We start from the raw sequence: 16,811 nt of genomic DNA, 5'->3' as shown, positions 1-16,811 counted from the left end.
AGGGTTTCTTTTCACTTTACTTGCCTATACTATGAATGAGTCGATGCAGTTAGAGCGCAAGTATGTCAAAACAAACGCTACAGGTACTACAACAAGACTTTACGATTCACAGCCTAGATAGCGATGCAGGCATCCCTACTAATGTGCTTAAATCAGACATATTCTTCATTGCCAAAACAAGTGAAGAGCTTTCAATTGTGTGCCCATCCGACATCGATATCGAAAGTTTTGCAGCTGAGCCTTATTGGCGCGCGATTGAAATTATTGGTCCCTTGGGCTTTTCTCTTACCGGCATTATGTCAAACATATCCGGTGTATTGGCCAGTGCAAATGTTTCTATTTTTTCCATATCAACTTACGATACGGACTATATTCTGGTTAAAGAACAACAACTCAATAACGCAATTCAAGCTCTCAGAAAAGACGGTTACCTTTTTGTTTAATGATTTTTTCTAAACCAATTAACTATGCACCAATTACGCAAATAGCAAACCCACTGCTACACATCGCAAGCCCTTTTACTGGCAAAGTATTTCCATTAACACAGCATCCACTCTCACTATTTTCATCAGGAATGGTTGGCAGCGGCGTGTGCGTTAAAATGAATCAAGCACTTATGATATCCCCTTGCAATGGAAACATTGTAAAAGTCAGCCAGCAAGGATGTGAATTTGTGATCCGCGCAGACTCTGGATTACATTTGCTTCTGCATTTAAATATTCCAAGCGAATATCAGAAGATGGAAAACCTACTAAAACACAGTATTGGTAAAAAGCACATTAAGTCTGGGGACATTCTCTGTTATTACGATATACCCCAAGATTTGTTTATTACCGGTACCTTAGTAATTCTAAATGCAGATAAGTTGGGGCCATGTTATTATCCTTTGAATCAGGTCAATGCGGGCAAAGACCCGCTCATAACATTATCAAGAGCTAGTAAATTATGAGTATAGTTTTATACGGCATTCCAAATTGTGACACCATCAAAAAAGCCAAAAAGTTTCTCCAAGACAACAACGTTGAATTCACTTTTCACGACTACCGAAAAGATGGCTTGACCCCCGAGTTATTAGACAGCTTTGTTGAGCAACTGGGTTGGGAAGCAGTGTTAAACAAACGTGGTACTACATATCGCGCGCTGAGTGACGAACAAAAACAGAATTTAAATGAAACATCGGCGAAACAGTATATGCTAGAATCTCCAGCGATGATTAAGCGCCCTATTTTACAGCGTAATACTGAACTACATGTTGGCTTTAAAGCAGCACAGTATCAAGAGATATTTAAATGAGCCAACAACCTCTAAGTGATGTTATAGAACTCGCTTCAGCGCTGATCCAGCGCCCTTCTGTCACCCCTGAAGATGCAGGTTGCCAAAACCTGATCAACAGCCGCCTTGAAACACTAGGTTTCAACATTGAAGAGCACTTTTTCATTGATACGCTCAACACTTGGGCGCGAAAGGGAACGGAAGGTCCACACTTTTGTTTTGCTGGTCACACTGATGTTGTACCGGTAGGTAACGAAAAAGATTGGCGACACCCTCCTTTTGCTGGGCTGGTCGAGAATGGGATTTTGCATGGTCGAGGAGCGGCCGATATGAAAGGCTCACTTGCCGCCATGGTAGTAGCAACCGAGCGTTTTGTGGCAAAACACCCTAACCACAAAGGGTCAATTAGTTTCTTAATTACCTCTGATGAAGAAGGCCCCTTTATCAATGGCACAACAAAAGTGGTGGATCTGCTTGAAGCACGTAATGAAAAAATAGATATGTGTTTAGTTGGCGAGCCATCTTCAAGAGATACGCTTGGTGACGTTGTAAAGAATGGTAGGCGTGGTTCGTTAACCGGTCACTTAACAGTGAAAGGCATTCAAGGTCATGTTGCCTACCCCCACTTAGCAAAGAACCCAATTCATGATGTTGCACCTGCTTTGGCCGAACTAAGCGGCAAAGTATGGGATACTGGCAACGCATACTTCCCTGCAACCAGCTTTCAGATTTCTAATATTCACGGTGGAACTGGCGCAGGCAATGTGATTCCAGGCACAGTCGAGGTTCAATTTAACTTTAGATTTAGCACAGAGTTGAGCGTCGAGGACCTACAAAAAGGCGTCAATGATATACTCAAAGCACACCAGCTAGACTACGAACTCAACTGGACAGTTAATGGCCTGCCGTTTTTAACTGAGCCAGGCGAATTACTCAATGTCACGCTCGATGCAATTAAAGAAGTCACAGGCATCACCGCCAATGCCGAAACAACTGGCGGAACCTCTGATGGACGATTTATTGCACAAACAGGCTGCAAAGTAATTGAACTTGGCCCAATTAATAAAACTATCCATCAAGTAGATGAACACGTGTGTACCAAGTCACTCGATGACTTAGCACTCATTTATGAGTCCATACTGGAAAAGTTATTGGCAAACCCCAAATGAACATTGCGCAGAGACAAGCACTCGGGCTAGATCAAACACACCTAGTAGATTATCAAGGGCGACTTGTACATGCGCAAGTAGTTGAGAGCTTAAACGCTCTAAACAACGCAGCCAAATCAGCTGGTTTTGATTTTACCATTGCTTCGTCTTATCGAGACTTTCATCGCCAAAGCATGATTTGGAACGCTAAATTTAGTGGGAAACGTCCAGTCCTTGACCGAAATAGCGACACCGTCGACATTTCAGCCTTAAGCGATGCAAAAATTGTCGAAGCGATTATGCTCTTTTCTGCACTTCCAGGAACCAGTCGTCATCACTTTGGCAGTGATTTAGATGTTTACGCTAGCAACTACCTGCAGCCGGGGCAGTCTCTGCAGCTGGAACCGTGGGAATATCAAATTGACGGCCCGTTTTATGACTTTGCGTGTTGGCTTGACAGCTCTCTACAGCAATTTGGGTTTTTCAGACCTTATGACAAATTTAGAGGTGGTGTCGCTGAGGAGCCTTGGCATATCAGTCACATTGAGACATCTAAAGCCATGATGGATCACGTCTCACTGAGCACAATTTATGAAGCTCTAGAAACACACGATGTGTTAGGGAAAGCAGCAATACTAGAAAACTTGCCAACACTGTATAGTCGGTTTGTAACTAACATTGCTGAGCATTAAGCAAGGCCCTTTTTAAGGGCCTGTTTTACGTCTACTGACGATAATGATCGAAAAAGCGTTGCATAGATTGCAAGGCGGGTTCTAATTCATCTTTATGCGGTAAAAAAACTAACCTGAAATGATCTGGCGATGGCCAGTTAAATGCACGGCCATGAACTAACAATATTTTTTCTTCTCGCAATAAATCTAACACCATGAGTTCATCATTTTTAACGTTAAAATGCTTAGTGTCGAATTTGGCAAACGCATACAAGGCCCCTTTTGGCTTTACACAGGATATTCCCTGAATATCATTCAAACCTTGCCATGCGATATTACGTTGTTCGTACAATCTTCCACCCGGCAACAATAGATCATCGATAGACTGTACACCACCAAGCGCCTGCTGAATGGCAAACTGAGCAGGGACATTGGCACAGAGCCGCATTGAGGCGAGCATATTTAAACCTTCAAGCAAATCTGTCATGGCCGAGATTTTCCCGCTCGCAACCATCCACCCCATTCTTAACCCAGCCGCACGATATGTTTTGGCTAAGCCATTAAAAGTTATAATTGGCAGATCGTCGCATAGCGACCCCACTGAGAAATGCTCAACACCATCAAATAGAATTTTTTCGTAAATCTCATCACTTAACACAAGTAACTTATGCTCTCTGGCAACATCCAATAATTGTTCCAAAAGGGCTTTACTATAAACCGCTCCAGTTGGGTTATTTGGATTTATTAAAACCAATGCTTTTGTTTTACTTGTGATTTTTTCTCGAATATCAGCGATATCTGGGAACCAATCAGCACATTCATCACACATATAATGCACAGGTACGCCACCGGATAGTTTTACTGATGCCGTCCAAAGTGGATAATCTGGAGCGGGGATCAATACTTCATCGCCATCATTAAGCAATGCCTGCGTGACCATTTGGATAAGCTCACTGACGCCATTGCCGATAAACGTATTGTCGACACTGATATTTGGGAAACCTTTTTGCTGATAATACTGGTAAACTGCAACTCTGGCTGAATACAGGCCCTTTGAATCACAATAGCCCTGCCCTTGACGTAAATTTCGAATGATGTCTCTATGCATATCTTCAGGCATATCAAAACCAAATGCGGCGGGATTCCCAACATTTAATTTGAGTACTTTGACACCTTCATCTTCCATTTTTTGAGCTTGAGACAATACAGGCCCTCGAATGTCGTAACACACCCCATTTAATTTATTGCTTTTACTTATTTTATGCATAATTTCTCCCTCATTTCAGGAGTAGCATAACCAGAGATTGGACAATTGGAAAGGGTCAAATGTTGTATAATTTACTGACAAACAGACGGCTACGAAAACTCGGCTGTATTGAGTTACAATACAGCCTCTTGCAAGGGAAAAAAGGCGTTATCTACCCAAATTTTTATACACTTGAAGTTAACCAGTGTTGCAGTAGCGCTTTTGATGACACCACTTCATCACACAACACACTTACCTGTGACTTTGCATGTTCAGTATTATTTTCTATCAGCGCCATTTCTATACTACGGGCAACATCCGCTAAACTCATCGCCCCAAATTGTGCTGCATTTGATTTTAAACTGTGAGCATTTCTGGTCGCTGCTTCCAAGTCATTATCAATAGTGGCTTTTACATCGTTAGCCAATCTATCAAATTCACTTAGACAAAACTCCAAAGTATCGTTGAACTGCTCCCCCAACAAAGACTGCATGTTTTCCAAGCAAGTTTCATCAATTCTAGTGTCCATAAAAGTCCTTTATTGTCTATTACCCGCCACTTTGCCATAACTATATGCTAGTTAAGAGTCGCAACAAGAGCAAAGCCAACTATAAATTATGTTAAGATATAGCACACTGTAACCTGTTAAAAGCCTTTATGAAAAGAAGTACCTGTAATATTTGCCACTTTTCTATAAAAACATGTGTTTGCAACTATGTTTGTCCAAAACTGCAAAATAGAACCAAAATTATCGTTTTACAGCACCCAAGCGAAGTATCCGTGGCGAAAAATACAGTTCGATTACTCAAATTACAACTCGCAAATATTGAGGTTTTTCAAGGAGAGTCTCCTGAGGACTTTATTACGGCACAACAGATTGCCCGTACCAGCAACTGTGCACTTTTATACCCAGACCAAAATGCAGAAACCGTAGAAACAATTAACAGGCATCAAAAGACGATTGAGTATCTTTTTGTATTAGATGGCACTTGGAAAAAAACACATAAAATCGCCATGCTCAACCCTTGGTTAACGCGTTTAAAAAAGATTTCTTTTTCATCAATCCCTGAGAACAAATACACCATTAGAAAAGCAGAACAATTACATAGCCTATCGACTTTGGAAGCGTGCGCTTATTTTTTAAGTCACTATGAATCATTGCCTGTTGGTTCCTTATATGATCTGCTTGCAGGCATGATCCATGAGCAGACAAAGTTTATGCCTGACGACGTAAAACAGCGATATCTGAATGAATAACAGCAGACTTCATAGACGCTATAAACGAAACGGTCCAGATTATCGCTACGGAGATCAAGTCTGTTTTGATGAATTAAAATCAACCTTTGGATTTAAAACCATCGTGCTTGGCAATTGGGTCAGTAAAGAAGAACAGCATATTGCCGCAAACCTACTTTATGATTCGCTTGCTGATCTGGCTCAAATATTATCGTTGCCGCCAAAAGCTATTGGCCTTCGTGGAACACTTAACTTGGCTTTTGGCAGCGGCGGACAAAAGGGTGTACAAGCTCATTACGCTCCATCCAAACGAACTTTGGCACTGGCCAAAAATGCTGGTGGCGGAGCACTTGCTCACGAGTGGTGGCATGCCTTTGATCACTACATCTGTAAACATTTTTTTGAGCATTGCACAGCTAGCGATTTTGCGTCGGCAAAGTGGCTAACATCCACCCCAAATACTTCTCACCCGCTCAATCAGTTACTCAATGATATATACAAGCGTGTTCTGCTTAACAGTGAGGGTAAAAAGCCCAGTGCATTTTTCACTCGCGGTATAGCTTTAGATCAACAAGCACAGCAGCTGTATTACAGCCTGCCTCAGGAGCTAACAGCACGTGCCTTTGAGTGTGTTATTGCTCAGCATTTCGAATTTCAAAACGAGTTTCTCGTTTCAGATGTGATTAATTCAAAATTAGAAGTAGCTGGCGGCTTTCTTATTGGTGACGAAATTAACTTAATCTCTGCGGCAATAAAAGATTACTTTAGCGCACTAGGCCACGCCCTTCACAGCGCCGCGCCTTAGATTTTTGGCCTTGCCTATTTCGTGTCTTTTAGTGTTAATAAAATACCACATTGCGCTAAACTTCTTTTAATATATTATGTCACCCCCAATCTATGGGCTAGCTTATCCCATCGATACTTTGTGATTTATTAGTAAAAAGAAGGATTTAAACAGTGAGTTTTTTAAGGCAATTCCATGACATCGTATCAAAACAAAATTTAAGCACCGATGAGAAAATACAGGCCCTTCTAAAATTTGGCTTAGAGGTTTTCGACCTTGAAATCGCAATCGTAAGCGAGGTACTAGATTCACAATATACCATTTTATATGTTGAATCAGAGAACCCGGAACTCACCCCTCACTGCCAATTTGACCTTACCGGAACCTATTGTGTACATACACTCAATGCAGACAAAGCACTGTCTTTTCACCACGCTGGAAGCAGTGAAATCTCTACACACCCTTGCTATCAAGACTTCCAACTAGAATCCTATATTGGCGCACCGATTCGAGTTGCCAATCGTATATTTGGCACGATTAATTTTTCCGCGGCTAAAATCAGCCCACCTTTCACAACAGAGCATATTGATTATGTGGAGCTATTTGCTCAATGGTTGGGATTTGAACTGGCGCGAAGAGAGTCAGAAAGCAAGCTAAGAAGTAATTACAAAACGTTAGAAAAAATGGAGCAAGTCGCTTCAATTGGTAGTTGGCGAATAGACCTCCCTTCACAGCAAGTATTTTGGAGCAACGAAACTAAACGGATCCATAATTTAAACCTAGACGACAACCCTACACTGTCCCAATGGATGCGTTTTTTCAGTGAAGGCACACACAGAGATACATTTTCGACGGCAATATCTGATGCAATCAACTATGGCCAATCTTGGGTCCTCGAATTAAGAGCAACTACAAAGCAAAATAGGACTATTTGGGTTTCTTGCCACGGTGAGGCTGAATTCCATCATGGTGAATGCACTAGCTTAATTGGCTCTTTACAGGATATCACCTCAGACGTGGAACTAAGAGAGAAGCTAAAACTGCAAAAACTTGAAGCTGAGCGCCTATTGAGTGAACGCAGTTTATTATTAGCCAAAATTAGCCACGAAATGAGAACCCCACTGAACGGCATTAATGGACTACTGTTAAATGCCATGGACGAAAACAATTACACAAAAAAAACCGAGGACATTCAGCTAGCGCTTCGTAGCACCGCGATTTTGACCGGCTTAGTCAATGAGATTTTAGACTTTTCAAAGATATCTCAAGAAGGGCTATCCCTCGTTTGCCAGCCTTGCGATATCGTGCCACTCATAGATGACCAAGTCGAATTATCTAAACAACTAGTCAGTAAAAAAGACGTTCAATTTGTGCATGAGATAAGCCTTTCTCAATCTTGTTGGGTAAATTGTGATTCGACCCGATTAAACCAAATAATCACAAATTTGATCAGCAACGCCGTAAAATTCACCGACAGCGGAGCTGTAGAACTAAACGTACACAGTGAAGAGTCTACTTCTTGTCTGTATTTAACCATTGAAGTCCGTGATACAGGCATAGGGATGTCTTCTACAAGTATCAGTAACTTATTTGAACCTTTTAAACAGGGAGAGAATGAAGTCGGCAGCCACTTTGGAGGCACTGGTCTTGGGATGTCGATTGTAAAAGAATTAATTGAGTTAATGCAGGGCGAGATCAAAGTTACCAGTAGCTTAGGTGAAGGGAGTCACTTCTTTGTAAATTTACCTCTTCAAAAAGCAAAAATGCCACCGCCCAAAAAAACACTCCCCCATGCCCAATTCGATGCATCCAAGCTACGTGTACTCTTGGTAGAAGACAACCTCATCAATCAAAAAGTGATGACGTCATTTTTAAAGAAATTCAATATAGAGCCTGACATTGCTAGCAATGGCCAAATAGCAATTCATAATTGTGAACAAGTATGTTACGACATCATATTTATGGATAGTATCATGCCTGTCATGGATGGACTTACTGCAGCAAAAACCATCGCCAAGAGAAACCTTAAAGCCGAACACACGCATATTATCGCGATGACGGCTAATATTGACGAGCTAAGTAAACAGCACCTAGTAGAAGTTGGTATGGTAGATATGCTGCCCAAACCGATCGATTTTATGGCCTTGGCACGCATTCTGTCTAACTGTTTAGAGCAACTTTCTTTGAGTCACAATGAATATACAAAGCTATAAGTTACAAAGTGATTAAGATGTTAGATAATGTATAACATCTTCAACATCGATCATTCTTTGCAACCAAGCTTTGTACTCTTCAAACGGCAGCGGCCTTGAAATAAAATAACCTTGGCCTATTTCACATTGGTATGATTGAAGCTGCCTGTAGCTTCCCTCGCTTTCTATTCCCTCAGCAACAACCACAGAGCCCAAACTATGTGCCATATCACAGGTAGCCTTACAGATAGTTTGATTGGTCTTTGAACTCTCAAGGTCTAGGACAAAACGTTTATCTATTTTTAGTTTATCAAACCCCAGTTGGCTGAGATAAGCCAAAGATGAGTACCCTGTTCCAAAGTCGTCAATAGCCACTCTCAGTCCAATTTTTCGATAATCAGCTAAGGTGTCATACAGCGTTCTCTCATTGTCTACTGTCGCTGACTCAGTAACTTCTAACACAATTTGAATGGGAGACAGAGCATATTGATTAATCAGTTCAATCAATTGAACAGCAAGCTCTTTTCGGCCAACATCTTTGCCAGAAATATTCAGTGAAAGAGTGTGTGATGCAAGCAGCTTAACAAGTTCGGCCTGTTGCTTGAGCCCCGTTTCGACAACCCACTCTGTTAATTCAAACACAATCCCTGAAGACTCCGCAATCGGAATAAATTCACTCGGAGGCACAACTCCTAGTTCTGGGTGGTGCCACCTAAGCAATGCCTCCGCACCGTAGACTTTGCCAGAATCTAAATGCAATTGAGGTTGAAGGTACAAACTTAGCTGCTCACGTTCGATAGCAACCTTTAACGCCGATGCGATTTTAATGCGACGTTGAGATACAATCGAGTTACCAAAATCGAAAAGCTGCCATTTATTCGTCCCAGCTGGTTTGGCGGCAAGAGCTTGCATCGCACATTGGATCAATGAATCTGCACTGGCAGCGTGAATCGGATTACTTGCCACCCCTATTTCCAGTTGGTCGACCAGTAAGTCTCCACAAAAATCAATTCCGTCTTCGAAGCTGGCTGATAAAATACAAACAAATTGCTCCACTTGACTCAGCTCAAATTTACCAAGTAAGACAATCGCAAAAAGAGAATCATCCAATCGATATATGGCTGTGTGCGAGTTTGTTTGCTCAGCAGTAACGGCATTGCCATAGGTGTTTAATTGCTCGCTTACTTTACTTAATAGCTTTTTAAGATGTGTATTAGCAAAGCTCCACCCCATGTTCAATCGAATAGTCTGCAAAACCAGTGGCCTAAATAACAGCAAAGTATGCTCTTTTCCTTTTTTTTCGAGCGAGTCCAAACTTTGCTGCAACATATATCGGTTAGGTGCTCCTGTATCTTTATCATGCGTCGCATAAAACAAAAGCTGCTTTTTTTTGTTTTTGTCATGCCAATATAAATAAAAAGCCAGTAATACAATATGTGAGGTAATAAGGAAGTGGTTTACGATCGGGTCATCTATCGGTAAGTAGATCCCAAATTGATTAACAAATATATACGCTTTTAATGCAAAAATCGGTAGCCAAGTCAGAACCAGCGCCATAACCTCATCTCTGTGCTCTACTAATTGACTTTTCAGAACGACAAAATATAACAAGCAGCAAATTAGGCTACCGAGCAGATGAAACACTAAAGAGTGCTGCGCATTAAGTGGCGCCACTAGCACAGCCAATGCAGCAATAAGCCAAACCGAAATATTCACCAAGCGAATATATCTGGGTTCGGCCCGTTTCAATACCATAAAGTAATGTAAAAATAACACTGCAAAAATTAAAGACAGCAAGTATATTTGGCTTTGGTAAATTGCAAAATAGCTGGCAACCTCACTGGGGAAAACTAAGTTATTGGCACCACTATAAACACCAGTATGAACGCTGATGCAGACAAAATAGGCGGTTAATACCGCCAGCCCTTTTCTCAACTGAAACAGCGCCATTAAAGCTACGAAAAAAGCGAGAAAATAGTGAATACCGCTGCTGACACCTATGATAAATAATCGCGAATTCAACGCTTTTCTATATTCACTCTCAGACAACACATCTAGTGAAAGCAGGCCACCATATTTGGCTTTAACCTTTATATAAACGTCATATTGCGCCTGACCATCTGACAGCGCCATAGAAGGTAAAATATGTAGATTGGGAGCAAGGTGAGCAACTTCAGGGGAAACCAATTTATACGCAACAATTTTACCACTTGAAACCTGATACAGCTTCACAGTACCCTCAATTGTGCTCATAATCGCAACTAGATCTTTTGAATAACGCTTGCCGCTAACTTTGACCCAAAGAGTTTCTCCTTTGACGAATTTAGCTTCACCACCTATAGGTATGAAGCTAGCGCTGCGATCTATGACAGTATCAACCGACAGTTCATTTGACGTATCGGTAAACTGCGCAATGACATATTCTTGAGATGCAAAGGCACTCTGTCCACTCACGAGCAGAAACAAAAAGAACACGATGTGTTTCATATACAACCACATACCCACCTCCTTGAGTAAGTGATTTAGACTTTCGGCTTAATTGGATTATTACAATTATGCCCATCAAACTATGAAAAAATAAGCCGCCCCAAAACCACATAGGTAAGTATGATGACTACGCAAACAATTGCCAGTTCCTAAACGAAATAAACCCTCAATTCGGTGTTTTAGGTGAACCTAATCATCTGAAAAAACGACCTCAACGCCTGCCGCATTAGAAGATTGAAGGTTGAGCATGCTACCCAAAAGCTGTGCGCAATAGGTGTAGTGCTCAGCTACTTTCGTATCTTGAGTGATAATATTATGCCCCTTTTCGGACTCTTCACGAATTTGAATATCCAAAGGAATTTCTGCAAGTAATGGAACACCGTGTCGCGCTGCCAGTTCACTTCCGCCATCTTGACCAAACAACGCATTTTTTCCACCACAATGCTGGCAATTAAAATAACTCATGTTTTCTATTAAGCCGATAATAGGCAGATTCACCTGTGAAAACATCGCAATGCCTTTTTGCGCATCGGCCAAGGCAAGATCTTGCGGCGTTGTAATAATCACTGCGCCACTGGCGGGCAGCTTTTGTGTCATTGTCAATTGAATGTCTCCAGTTCCTGGAGGCATATCCACAATTAGATAATCGAGTTCACCCCAATCAGTTTCATTTAAAAGCTGGTTTAATGCTTGAGATGCCATTGGCCCCCGCCATACAGTGGCATTTTCGGCTGGTACCAAATAACCAATAGACATCGTATTCAAGCCATATTTTTGCATAGGGTTAAGAGTTTTATCATCTTTTGCGGATGGTTGTTGCCCCACCAAGCCTAACAACGACGGAATTGAGGGTCCGTAAATGTCGGCATCCAACAATCCTACTTTTGCTCCTTCAGCTTGCATCGCCAACGCAAGATTAACTGCGGTCGTGGATTTACCCACACCGCCTTTCCCAGACGCAATTAGTACAATATGTTTGATCTTTTTAAATTTATACGCAGATGGGATGGCTGTTTCAATCTTAATGCTGGCGTCAGTGTTGTTGTCTTTACGCAGGTGCTGTTCCAGTTCAAACTGTTGCGAACGCGCAGCAAAAGGAAGTGTTATTGTGATTTGATAAACTGACTTTTGTTTTTCTATCGATGAAATCCATTCACTTTGAATTCCCATCGGAAAAATGGCGCTACGATAGCCATTTAACATATTCACAATTTCAGTTTGTCTTGGATCTTCTTTACTAAAAAACTTCTTGATGCCAAACATACAAATAAAACGCCATCAGGTGGTGAAAAGAACGCAGGAATTATGTAACATTCGATAAATTAAGACCAGTCAAAATCGCGTTATTAGGGCATAATCCAGTTGGACTAAAAAATTGCGCTCAATTTCATCGCCAAATTGAGTCAAAGTTACACTGGCGTTAGCCAAAGCGGCTAATTAACCATGGGAAAACTATGACAAAGAGAAAAATTCTCATTACAAGTGCATTACCATATGCAAATGGCCCAACTCATTTAGGGCATTTACTTGAATACATTCAGACTGATATTTGGTCTCGCTTCCAAAAAATGCGTGGTCACGAAGCGTACTATGTTTGTGCTGATGATGCACACGGCACGCCAATCATGCTAAATGCACAAAAGCAGGGCATCACCCCTGAAGAAATGGTCAAGAATGTAAGCGTAGAAAGACAACGTGACTTTGCTGATTTCAATATCGTTTTTGACAATTACCACAGCACACACAGCGATGAAAATAAAGCATTAAGTGAGCTTATTTATACACGCTTAAATGACAAAGGCCACATTAAAAAACGTACGATTTCACAGTTGTTTGATCCCGAGAAAAACATCTTCTTACCGGATCGCTTTGTTACAGGAACCTGCCCTACATGTGACGCTACGGATCAAAACGGTGATAGCTGTGACGCTTGTGGCGCGACGTACAGCCCTACTGAGCTGAAAGAGCCACGCTCTGCAATGTCTGGGGCAACACCAGTATTAAAGGACTCTGAGCATTTCTTCTTTGACTTACCAGCATTCGAAGGCATGTTAAAAGAGTGGCTACATTCGGGCAGCCTACAAGCTGAAATGGCAAATAAGCTGGAAGAATGGTTTGCAGAAGGCTTACAGCAGTGGGATATCAGCCGTGATGCTCCTTATTTTGGATTCGAAATACCGGGTGCGCCAGGTAAATATTTTTACGTGTGGCTAGATGCGCCGATTGGCTATATGGCTAGCTTTAAAAATCTGTGTGATAAAAGCGGTATCGATTTTGACGCTTTCTGGGGTAAAGACTCAGACGCTGAGCTATACCACTTTATCGGCAAAGACATCATTTATTTCCACAGCTTGTTTTGGCCTGCAATGCTTGAAGGCGCTGAGTTTAGAAAGCCAACCAATGTATTCGCACATGGCTTCGTAACAGTAAATGGCGCAAAAATGTCAAAGTCGAAAGGTACGTTCATTAAAGCTCGTACTTACCTTGAACATTTGGACCCTGAATATCTGCGCTATTATTACGCTGCGAAGCTAAACAGTGGTATCACTGACTTAGACTTAAACCTTGAAGATTTTGCCCAGCGCGTAAATTCAGATCTCGTAGGTAAAGTTGTAAATATTGCGAGCCGCTGTGCGGGTTTCATTACTAAAAAGTTTGCTGGCAAACTTAGCAATGAAATTATGGATGAAGCGTTGTTGGCTGAATTTAGTGCAGTGTCAGATACCATTGCGACCCATTATGAAAACCGCGAGTATAGCCGCGCTATCCGTGAAATCATGACGCTTGCTGATAAAGCAAACCAATTCATCGATGCTGAAGCACCTTGGGTACTCATTAAAGATGAAACTACGCAAGAGCGTGCACACCAAGTTTGCTCTCTTGGCCTAAACATGTTCAAAATCATCTTGACGTACCTTAAGCCAGTACTGCCAGGTATGAGTGCAAATGTTGAGCAGTTCTTAGCAACAGAGTTAAGCTGGGAAACCGTGGCCGAGCCATTGATTAATCATGACATCAATAAATTTAAAGCGCTGATGCAACGCGTCGATTTAGATAAGGTTAACGCCATGGTAGATGCTTCAAAAGAAAGCTTAGAACCAGCAAAACCCGCTTTGGATCCAAATAGCCCGCTAGCTAAAGAGCCTATTGCAGATGAAATCGAATTTAATGATTTTGCAAAAGTGGATTTACGCGTAGCTAAAATTGCTAAAGCTGAACATGTCGAAGGCGCTGAAAAGTTACTTAAACTAACACTGGATTTAGGCGGAGAAACTCGACAGGTCTTTGCTGGTATTAAATCTGCGTACGCCCCTGAAGACATCGAAGGCAAACTCACCGTCATGGTTGCGAATTTGAAACCTCGCAAGATGCGCTTTGGCATGTCTGAAGGCATGGTTTTAGCGGCAGGTCCTGGCGGTAAAGAAATTTATATTCTGAACCCTGATGAAGGCTCAGAGCCAGGCATGCGAGTAATGTAATAGCTTACACGCCGATTAGGACATGACATAGTGCTCATGTCCTTATTTTCTTTTCGAGTCAACTAACTCCCTAAGCCATCTTTCAACTGCAATTGTTTGAGCATGTCCTGTGTTCGGTTACCCAGTAATTTTAGCAGTTTTAATGCATGTTCTGGTGAATTCATAAAGCGATGTAAAAACACATCTTTATTGATAACCATAACAACAACATCTTGTTTAGCAATAACATCTGCCGACCTCGGTTCATCAGTAATTAAAGCTAACTCTCCGAGCATTCCTCCTTCTTCTACCGTCGCTACAACAGTATCCGTATTAGGCAGTTGTACTTGCGCAGCGCCTTCAATAATGACAAATGCTTCATTTCCTTCGGTCCCAGCAGAGATGATTGTTTCACCCGCTTTATAAAACCACCTTTGATAATCACAAAGAAAATCATGTAACTCATTTTGTCTTATAAAGTTAAGAAAAAAATCTTTTACTTCTGCGACATCTAAAATAAGCGGCAAAACTGCAATATTGACTTGCGGATCCATAAACTCGTCTGCAACTTGTTTAAAACCTATCCGCTTGAGCATATTACCTATTGCTGGGTTAATTGGTGCAACAACGTGGGTCACCCCTTTTGTCATCGCAAGATAGCTGGCCATTAAAATAAGCCCCATTGCCATACCACCTGAGCGATACTCTCGATCAATGCAAAACATACCGCCGTGCATCAAAACCGCACCATCAGGAATATGCTGTCTAAAGTCATAGTAGCTATCTGCTGGTAAGCCTTGACTGCTATCAATGGCTAACCTAAAAGCACCTACAGCTACGTTATCAAGCATAGAGACCAAATTAAATGTGGTTGGAAATGCATCAAAACGATCAAACACGCGCTGTTGAGAATTAGGTTCAATGTATCCTTCCTGCTCAACAAAAACTTTATATCTAAGCCTGAAAGATTCATCTATCAGACTTGTGGTGTCTGCAACCTTGATTTTTATTGGCATTCACTCTCCCCCTAGTACCTGATTGAACGGTCGCTGTAACGACATACTCACCTTGGTGCAAAGTGCAATTAAATACCGAGTAATAACAGCCTTTTCATAACCTAAACTGATAACCTCAAGTGCTTTGCGCAACAGCAGGTTCTTTATGCCAAAGCCGGCATCGCCCTCGCCTTGAACTAGCAAACAAAGCTTCCGATATTGGTTGGAGCTACTCGCTCACAAGCTTATAAAAATCCGGATGCATACTTACAAGCAACATACCCCGACACACAGTATGCGTCGTAGAGCTTGACTCTTGCTCTTTCATATTGCCTCAGCCGAAATTTTAAGGGCACATCTAACTGTAGTTCAATGCGCTCTCATTTGAAAAATAGAAATAACAAATATTACAAAGCAATTTTAATTTTATACTTTTATATTTCGATTTAAATAAAACATCGAGATATTAAAATACTGCTTCACATCTGATTATACTCAGGGTAAGGTTATTTATTAACAACATGTAAAAGGAATGAAAAATGAAACCTAGTATGATAATACCCTTATCTATTTTATTGAGTGCAAAAAGTTTGGCTGGAACCCTATTCTACGATACAGATGGTAATGCGGGCCGGGTAACCTATTATGACCAAGGCGCAATCGATGCCATGGTCACTCAGTCAAGTTCTGCCTATAATATACGGGTCTACACGCCGCATTATCTAAATAACACACCTTGTCAGAAAGCCGCTATCTATGATGAAAACACCGACAAGCTATTGTCTCGTATGCGAATCGAGGGAAAAGTACTTACTGCCGAAATTCCCAAGGGTCACGAATATAGTGCAAAATATGTTGAAGCAGAATGTGCGGGTAACACAGACATTGTTTCTTTTTTCAGACACAAATTGGCGCCCGCTCCAAAAGTAAAGTTAAACAGTAATATAGAGGCAGCTCTATGGTCAGAGGGCGATCACCTTTATCCAGGGTTTTATCAAGATGTAAGCTACAGCGCAATATTAAATATTGATAATAGTGAACCAGATGGTTTTTGTTTTGCATCTAGTATTGAAAGTGATTCTCCCCTTTCTTTGGCTTCAAGACACAGTAAAGGGTTTTATAGCGATGTCTTATCTTTCAATGAGGCAGTCCAATATGATGCCAGAACTGGATTAATAGCGGCTCAAGTTGTTTGCCGAAATACCGGGGGAACGACCCGGGTAACTGAAATTTGGAAAATCGCAAAAGACAATATTAACTTAGATATTTCGACTAATATAAATTAATTAAAATAGTCTAGACACCCTTCCTCATTTTAATGA

At 41.4% G+C, this 16,811-nt stretch carries 16 protein-coding genes; 10 read left to right on the top strand and 6 right to left on the bottom strand.

All coding sequences use genetic code 11. The features are described 5' to 3' along the window. Positions 1-62 precede the first annotated feature (62 nt). Genes MHN81_RS18805 through MHN81_RS18785 form a run of 5 tightly spaced genes read left to right on the top strand, consistent with a single transcriptional unit; the run spans position 63 to position 3,112 of the window. Positions 63-443, top strand: a complete 381-nt coding sequence (locus MHN81_RS18805; RefSeq protein WP_023399310.1) for an ACT domain-containing protein — start codon at positions 63-65, stop codon at positions 441-443. Further along, on the top strand, positions 443-949 hold the full coding sequence (locus MHN81_RS18800) for a PTS glucose transporter subunit IIA (protein ID WP_023399309.1): 507 nt from the start codon (positions 443-445) through the stop codon (positions 947-949). The genes MHN81_RS18805 and MHN81_RS18800 overlap by 1 nt, the downstream gene beginning before the upstream one ends. Continuing rightward, entirely contained in the window at positions 946-1,293 is a 348-nt protein-coding gene (locus tag MHN81_RS18795; protein WP_023399308.1) for an ArsC family reductase, read from the top strand. Before MHN81_RS18800 ends, MHN81_RS18795 begins: the two co-directional genes overlap by 4 nt. Next, on the top strand, positions 1,290-2,441 hold the full coding sequence (dapE, locus tag MHN81_RS18790) for a succinyl-diaminopimelate desuccinylase (RefSeq protein ID WP_239426411.1): 1,152 nt from the start codon (positions 1,290-1,292) through the stop codon (positions 2,439-2,441). Before MHN81_RS18795 ends, dapE begins: the two co-directional genes overlap by 4 nt. After that, the gene (locus MHN81_RS18785; RefSeq protein ID WP_023399306.1) at positions 2,438-3,112 is read left to right on the top strand and encodes a M15 family metallopeptidase; all 675 of its coding nucleotides are present in this window, start codon (positions 2,438-2,440) and stop codon (positions 3,110-3,112) included. The genes dapE and MHN81_RS18785 overlap by 4 nt, the downstream gene beginning before the upstream one ends. A 31-nt stretch (positions 3,113-3,143) precedes the next feature. Here the strand turns inward: MHN81_RS18785 and MHN81_RS18780 are convergent, their stop codons facing one another. Together MHN81_RS18780 and MHN81_RS18775 are read right to left on the bottom strand one after the other, a co-directional pair. Further along, positions 3,144-4,358 carry a pyridoxal phosphate-dependent aminotransferase gene (locus MHN81_RS18780; RefSeq protein ID WP_023399305.1) on the bottom strand — a complete coding sequence of 405 codons (1,215 nt, stop codon included), beginning with the start codon at positions 4,356-4,358 and terminating at the stop codon, positions 3,144-3,146. Between the two features lie 163 nt (positions 4,359-4,521). Then, positions 4,522-4,866: an Hpt domain-containing protein gene (locus MHN81_RS18775; protein WP_023399304.1), complete on the bottom strand. Its 345-nt coding sequence runs from the start codon at positions 4,864-4,866 to the stop codon at positions 4,522-4,524. Positions 4,867-4,994: 128 nt separating this feature from the next. Here MHN81_RS18775 and MHN81_RS18770 point away from each other — a divergent pair, with 128 nt between their 5' ends. The 3 genes from MHN81_RS18770 (at position 4,995) to MHN81_RS18760 (ending at position 8,570) form a co-directional block, all read left to right on the top strand. Continuing rightward, entirely contained in the window at positions 4,995-5,594 is a 600-nt protein-coding gene (locus tag MHN81_RS18770; protein ID WP_023399303.1) for a tRNA-uridine aminocarboxypropyltransferase, read from the top strand. After that, positions 5,587-6,378: a CLCA_X family protein gene (locus tag MHN81_RS18765; RefSeq protein ID WP_239426410.1), complete on the top strand. Its 792-nt coding sequence runs from the start codon at positions 5,587-5,589 to the stop codon at positions 6,376-6,378. Before MHN81_RS18770 ends, MHN81_RS18765 begins: the two co-directional genes overlap by 8 nt. Positions 6,379-6,530: 152 nt before the next feature. Then, positions 6,531-8,570, top strand: a complete 2,040-nt coding sequence (locus tag MHN81_RS18760) for an ATP-binding protein (RefSeq protein ID WP_239426409.1) — start codon at positions 6,531-6,533, stop codon at positions 8,568-8,570. 12 nt (positions 8,571-8,582) lie between these two features. Here the strand turns inward: MHN81_RS18760 and MHN81_RS18755 are convergent, their stop codons facing one another. Continuing rightward, positions 8,583-11,048 carry an EAL domain-containing protein gene (locus tag MHN81_RS18755; protein ID WP_023399300.1) on the bottom strand — a complete coding sequence of 822 codons (2,466 nt, stop codon included), beginning with the start codon at positions 11,046-11,048 and terminating at the stop codon, positions 8,583-8,585. 177 nt (positions 11,049-11,225) lie between these two features. Then, positions 11,226-12,299: an iron-sulfur cluster carrier protein ApbC gene (apbC, locus tag MHN81_RS18750; RefSeq protein WP_239426408.1), complete on the bottom strand. Its 1,074-nt coding sequence runs from the start codon at positions 12,297-12,299 to the stop codon at positions 11,226-11,228. Positions 12,300-12,490: 191 nt separating this feature from the next. Here apbC and metG point away from each other — a divergent pair, with 191 nt between their 5' ends. Next, a complete protein-coding gene (gene metG / locus MHN81_RS18745) occupies positions 12,491-14,515 on the top strand; it encodes a methionine--tRNA ligase (protein WP_023399298.1) in 2,025 nt (674 codons plus the stop codon). 62 nt (positions 14,516-14,577) lie between these two features. Here the strand turns inward: metG and MHN81_RS18740 are convergent, their stop codons facing one another. Both MHN81_RS18740 and MHN81_RS18735 read right to left on the bottom strand, forming a co-directional pair. Continuing rightward, positions 14,578-15,510, bottom strand: a complete 933-nt coding sequence (locus MHN81_RS18740) for a cyclic nucleotide-binding domain-containing protein (RefSeq protein WP_023399297.1) — start codon at positions 15,508-15,510, stop codon at positions 14,578-14,580. Next, positions 15,511-15,693: a hypothetical protein gene (locus MHN81_RS18735; protein WP_036976119.1), complete on the bottom strand. Its 183-nt coding sequence runs from the start codon at positions 15,691-15,693 to the stop codon at positions 15,511-15,513. A 335-nt stretch (positions 15,694-16,028) separates the two neighbouring features. On the opposite strand from MHN81_RS18735, the gene MHN81_RS18730 reads away from it, so the two are divergent. Then, positions 16,029-16,775 carry a hypothetical protein gene (locus MHN81_RS18730; RefSeq protein WP_023399296.1) on the top strand — a complete coding sequence of 249 codons (747 nt, stop codon included), beginning with the start codon at positions 16,029-16,031 and terminating at the stop codon, positions 16,773-16,775. The last annotated feature ends 36 nt before the right edge of the window (positions 16,776-16,811 follow it).

It is taken from the genome of Pseudoalteromonas sp. Of7M-16 (assembly GCF_022347805.1).
Classification (GTDB): domain Bacteria; phylum Pseudomonadota; class Gammaproteobacteria; order Enterobacterales; family Alteromonadaceae; genus Pseudoalteromonas; species Pseudoalteromonas luteoviolacea_F.
Note: the sequence above shows the minus strand (reverse complement) of the source record. Positions and strands in the feature narration are given on the sequence as shown.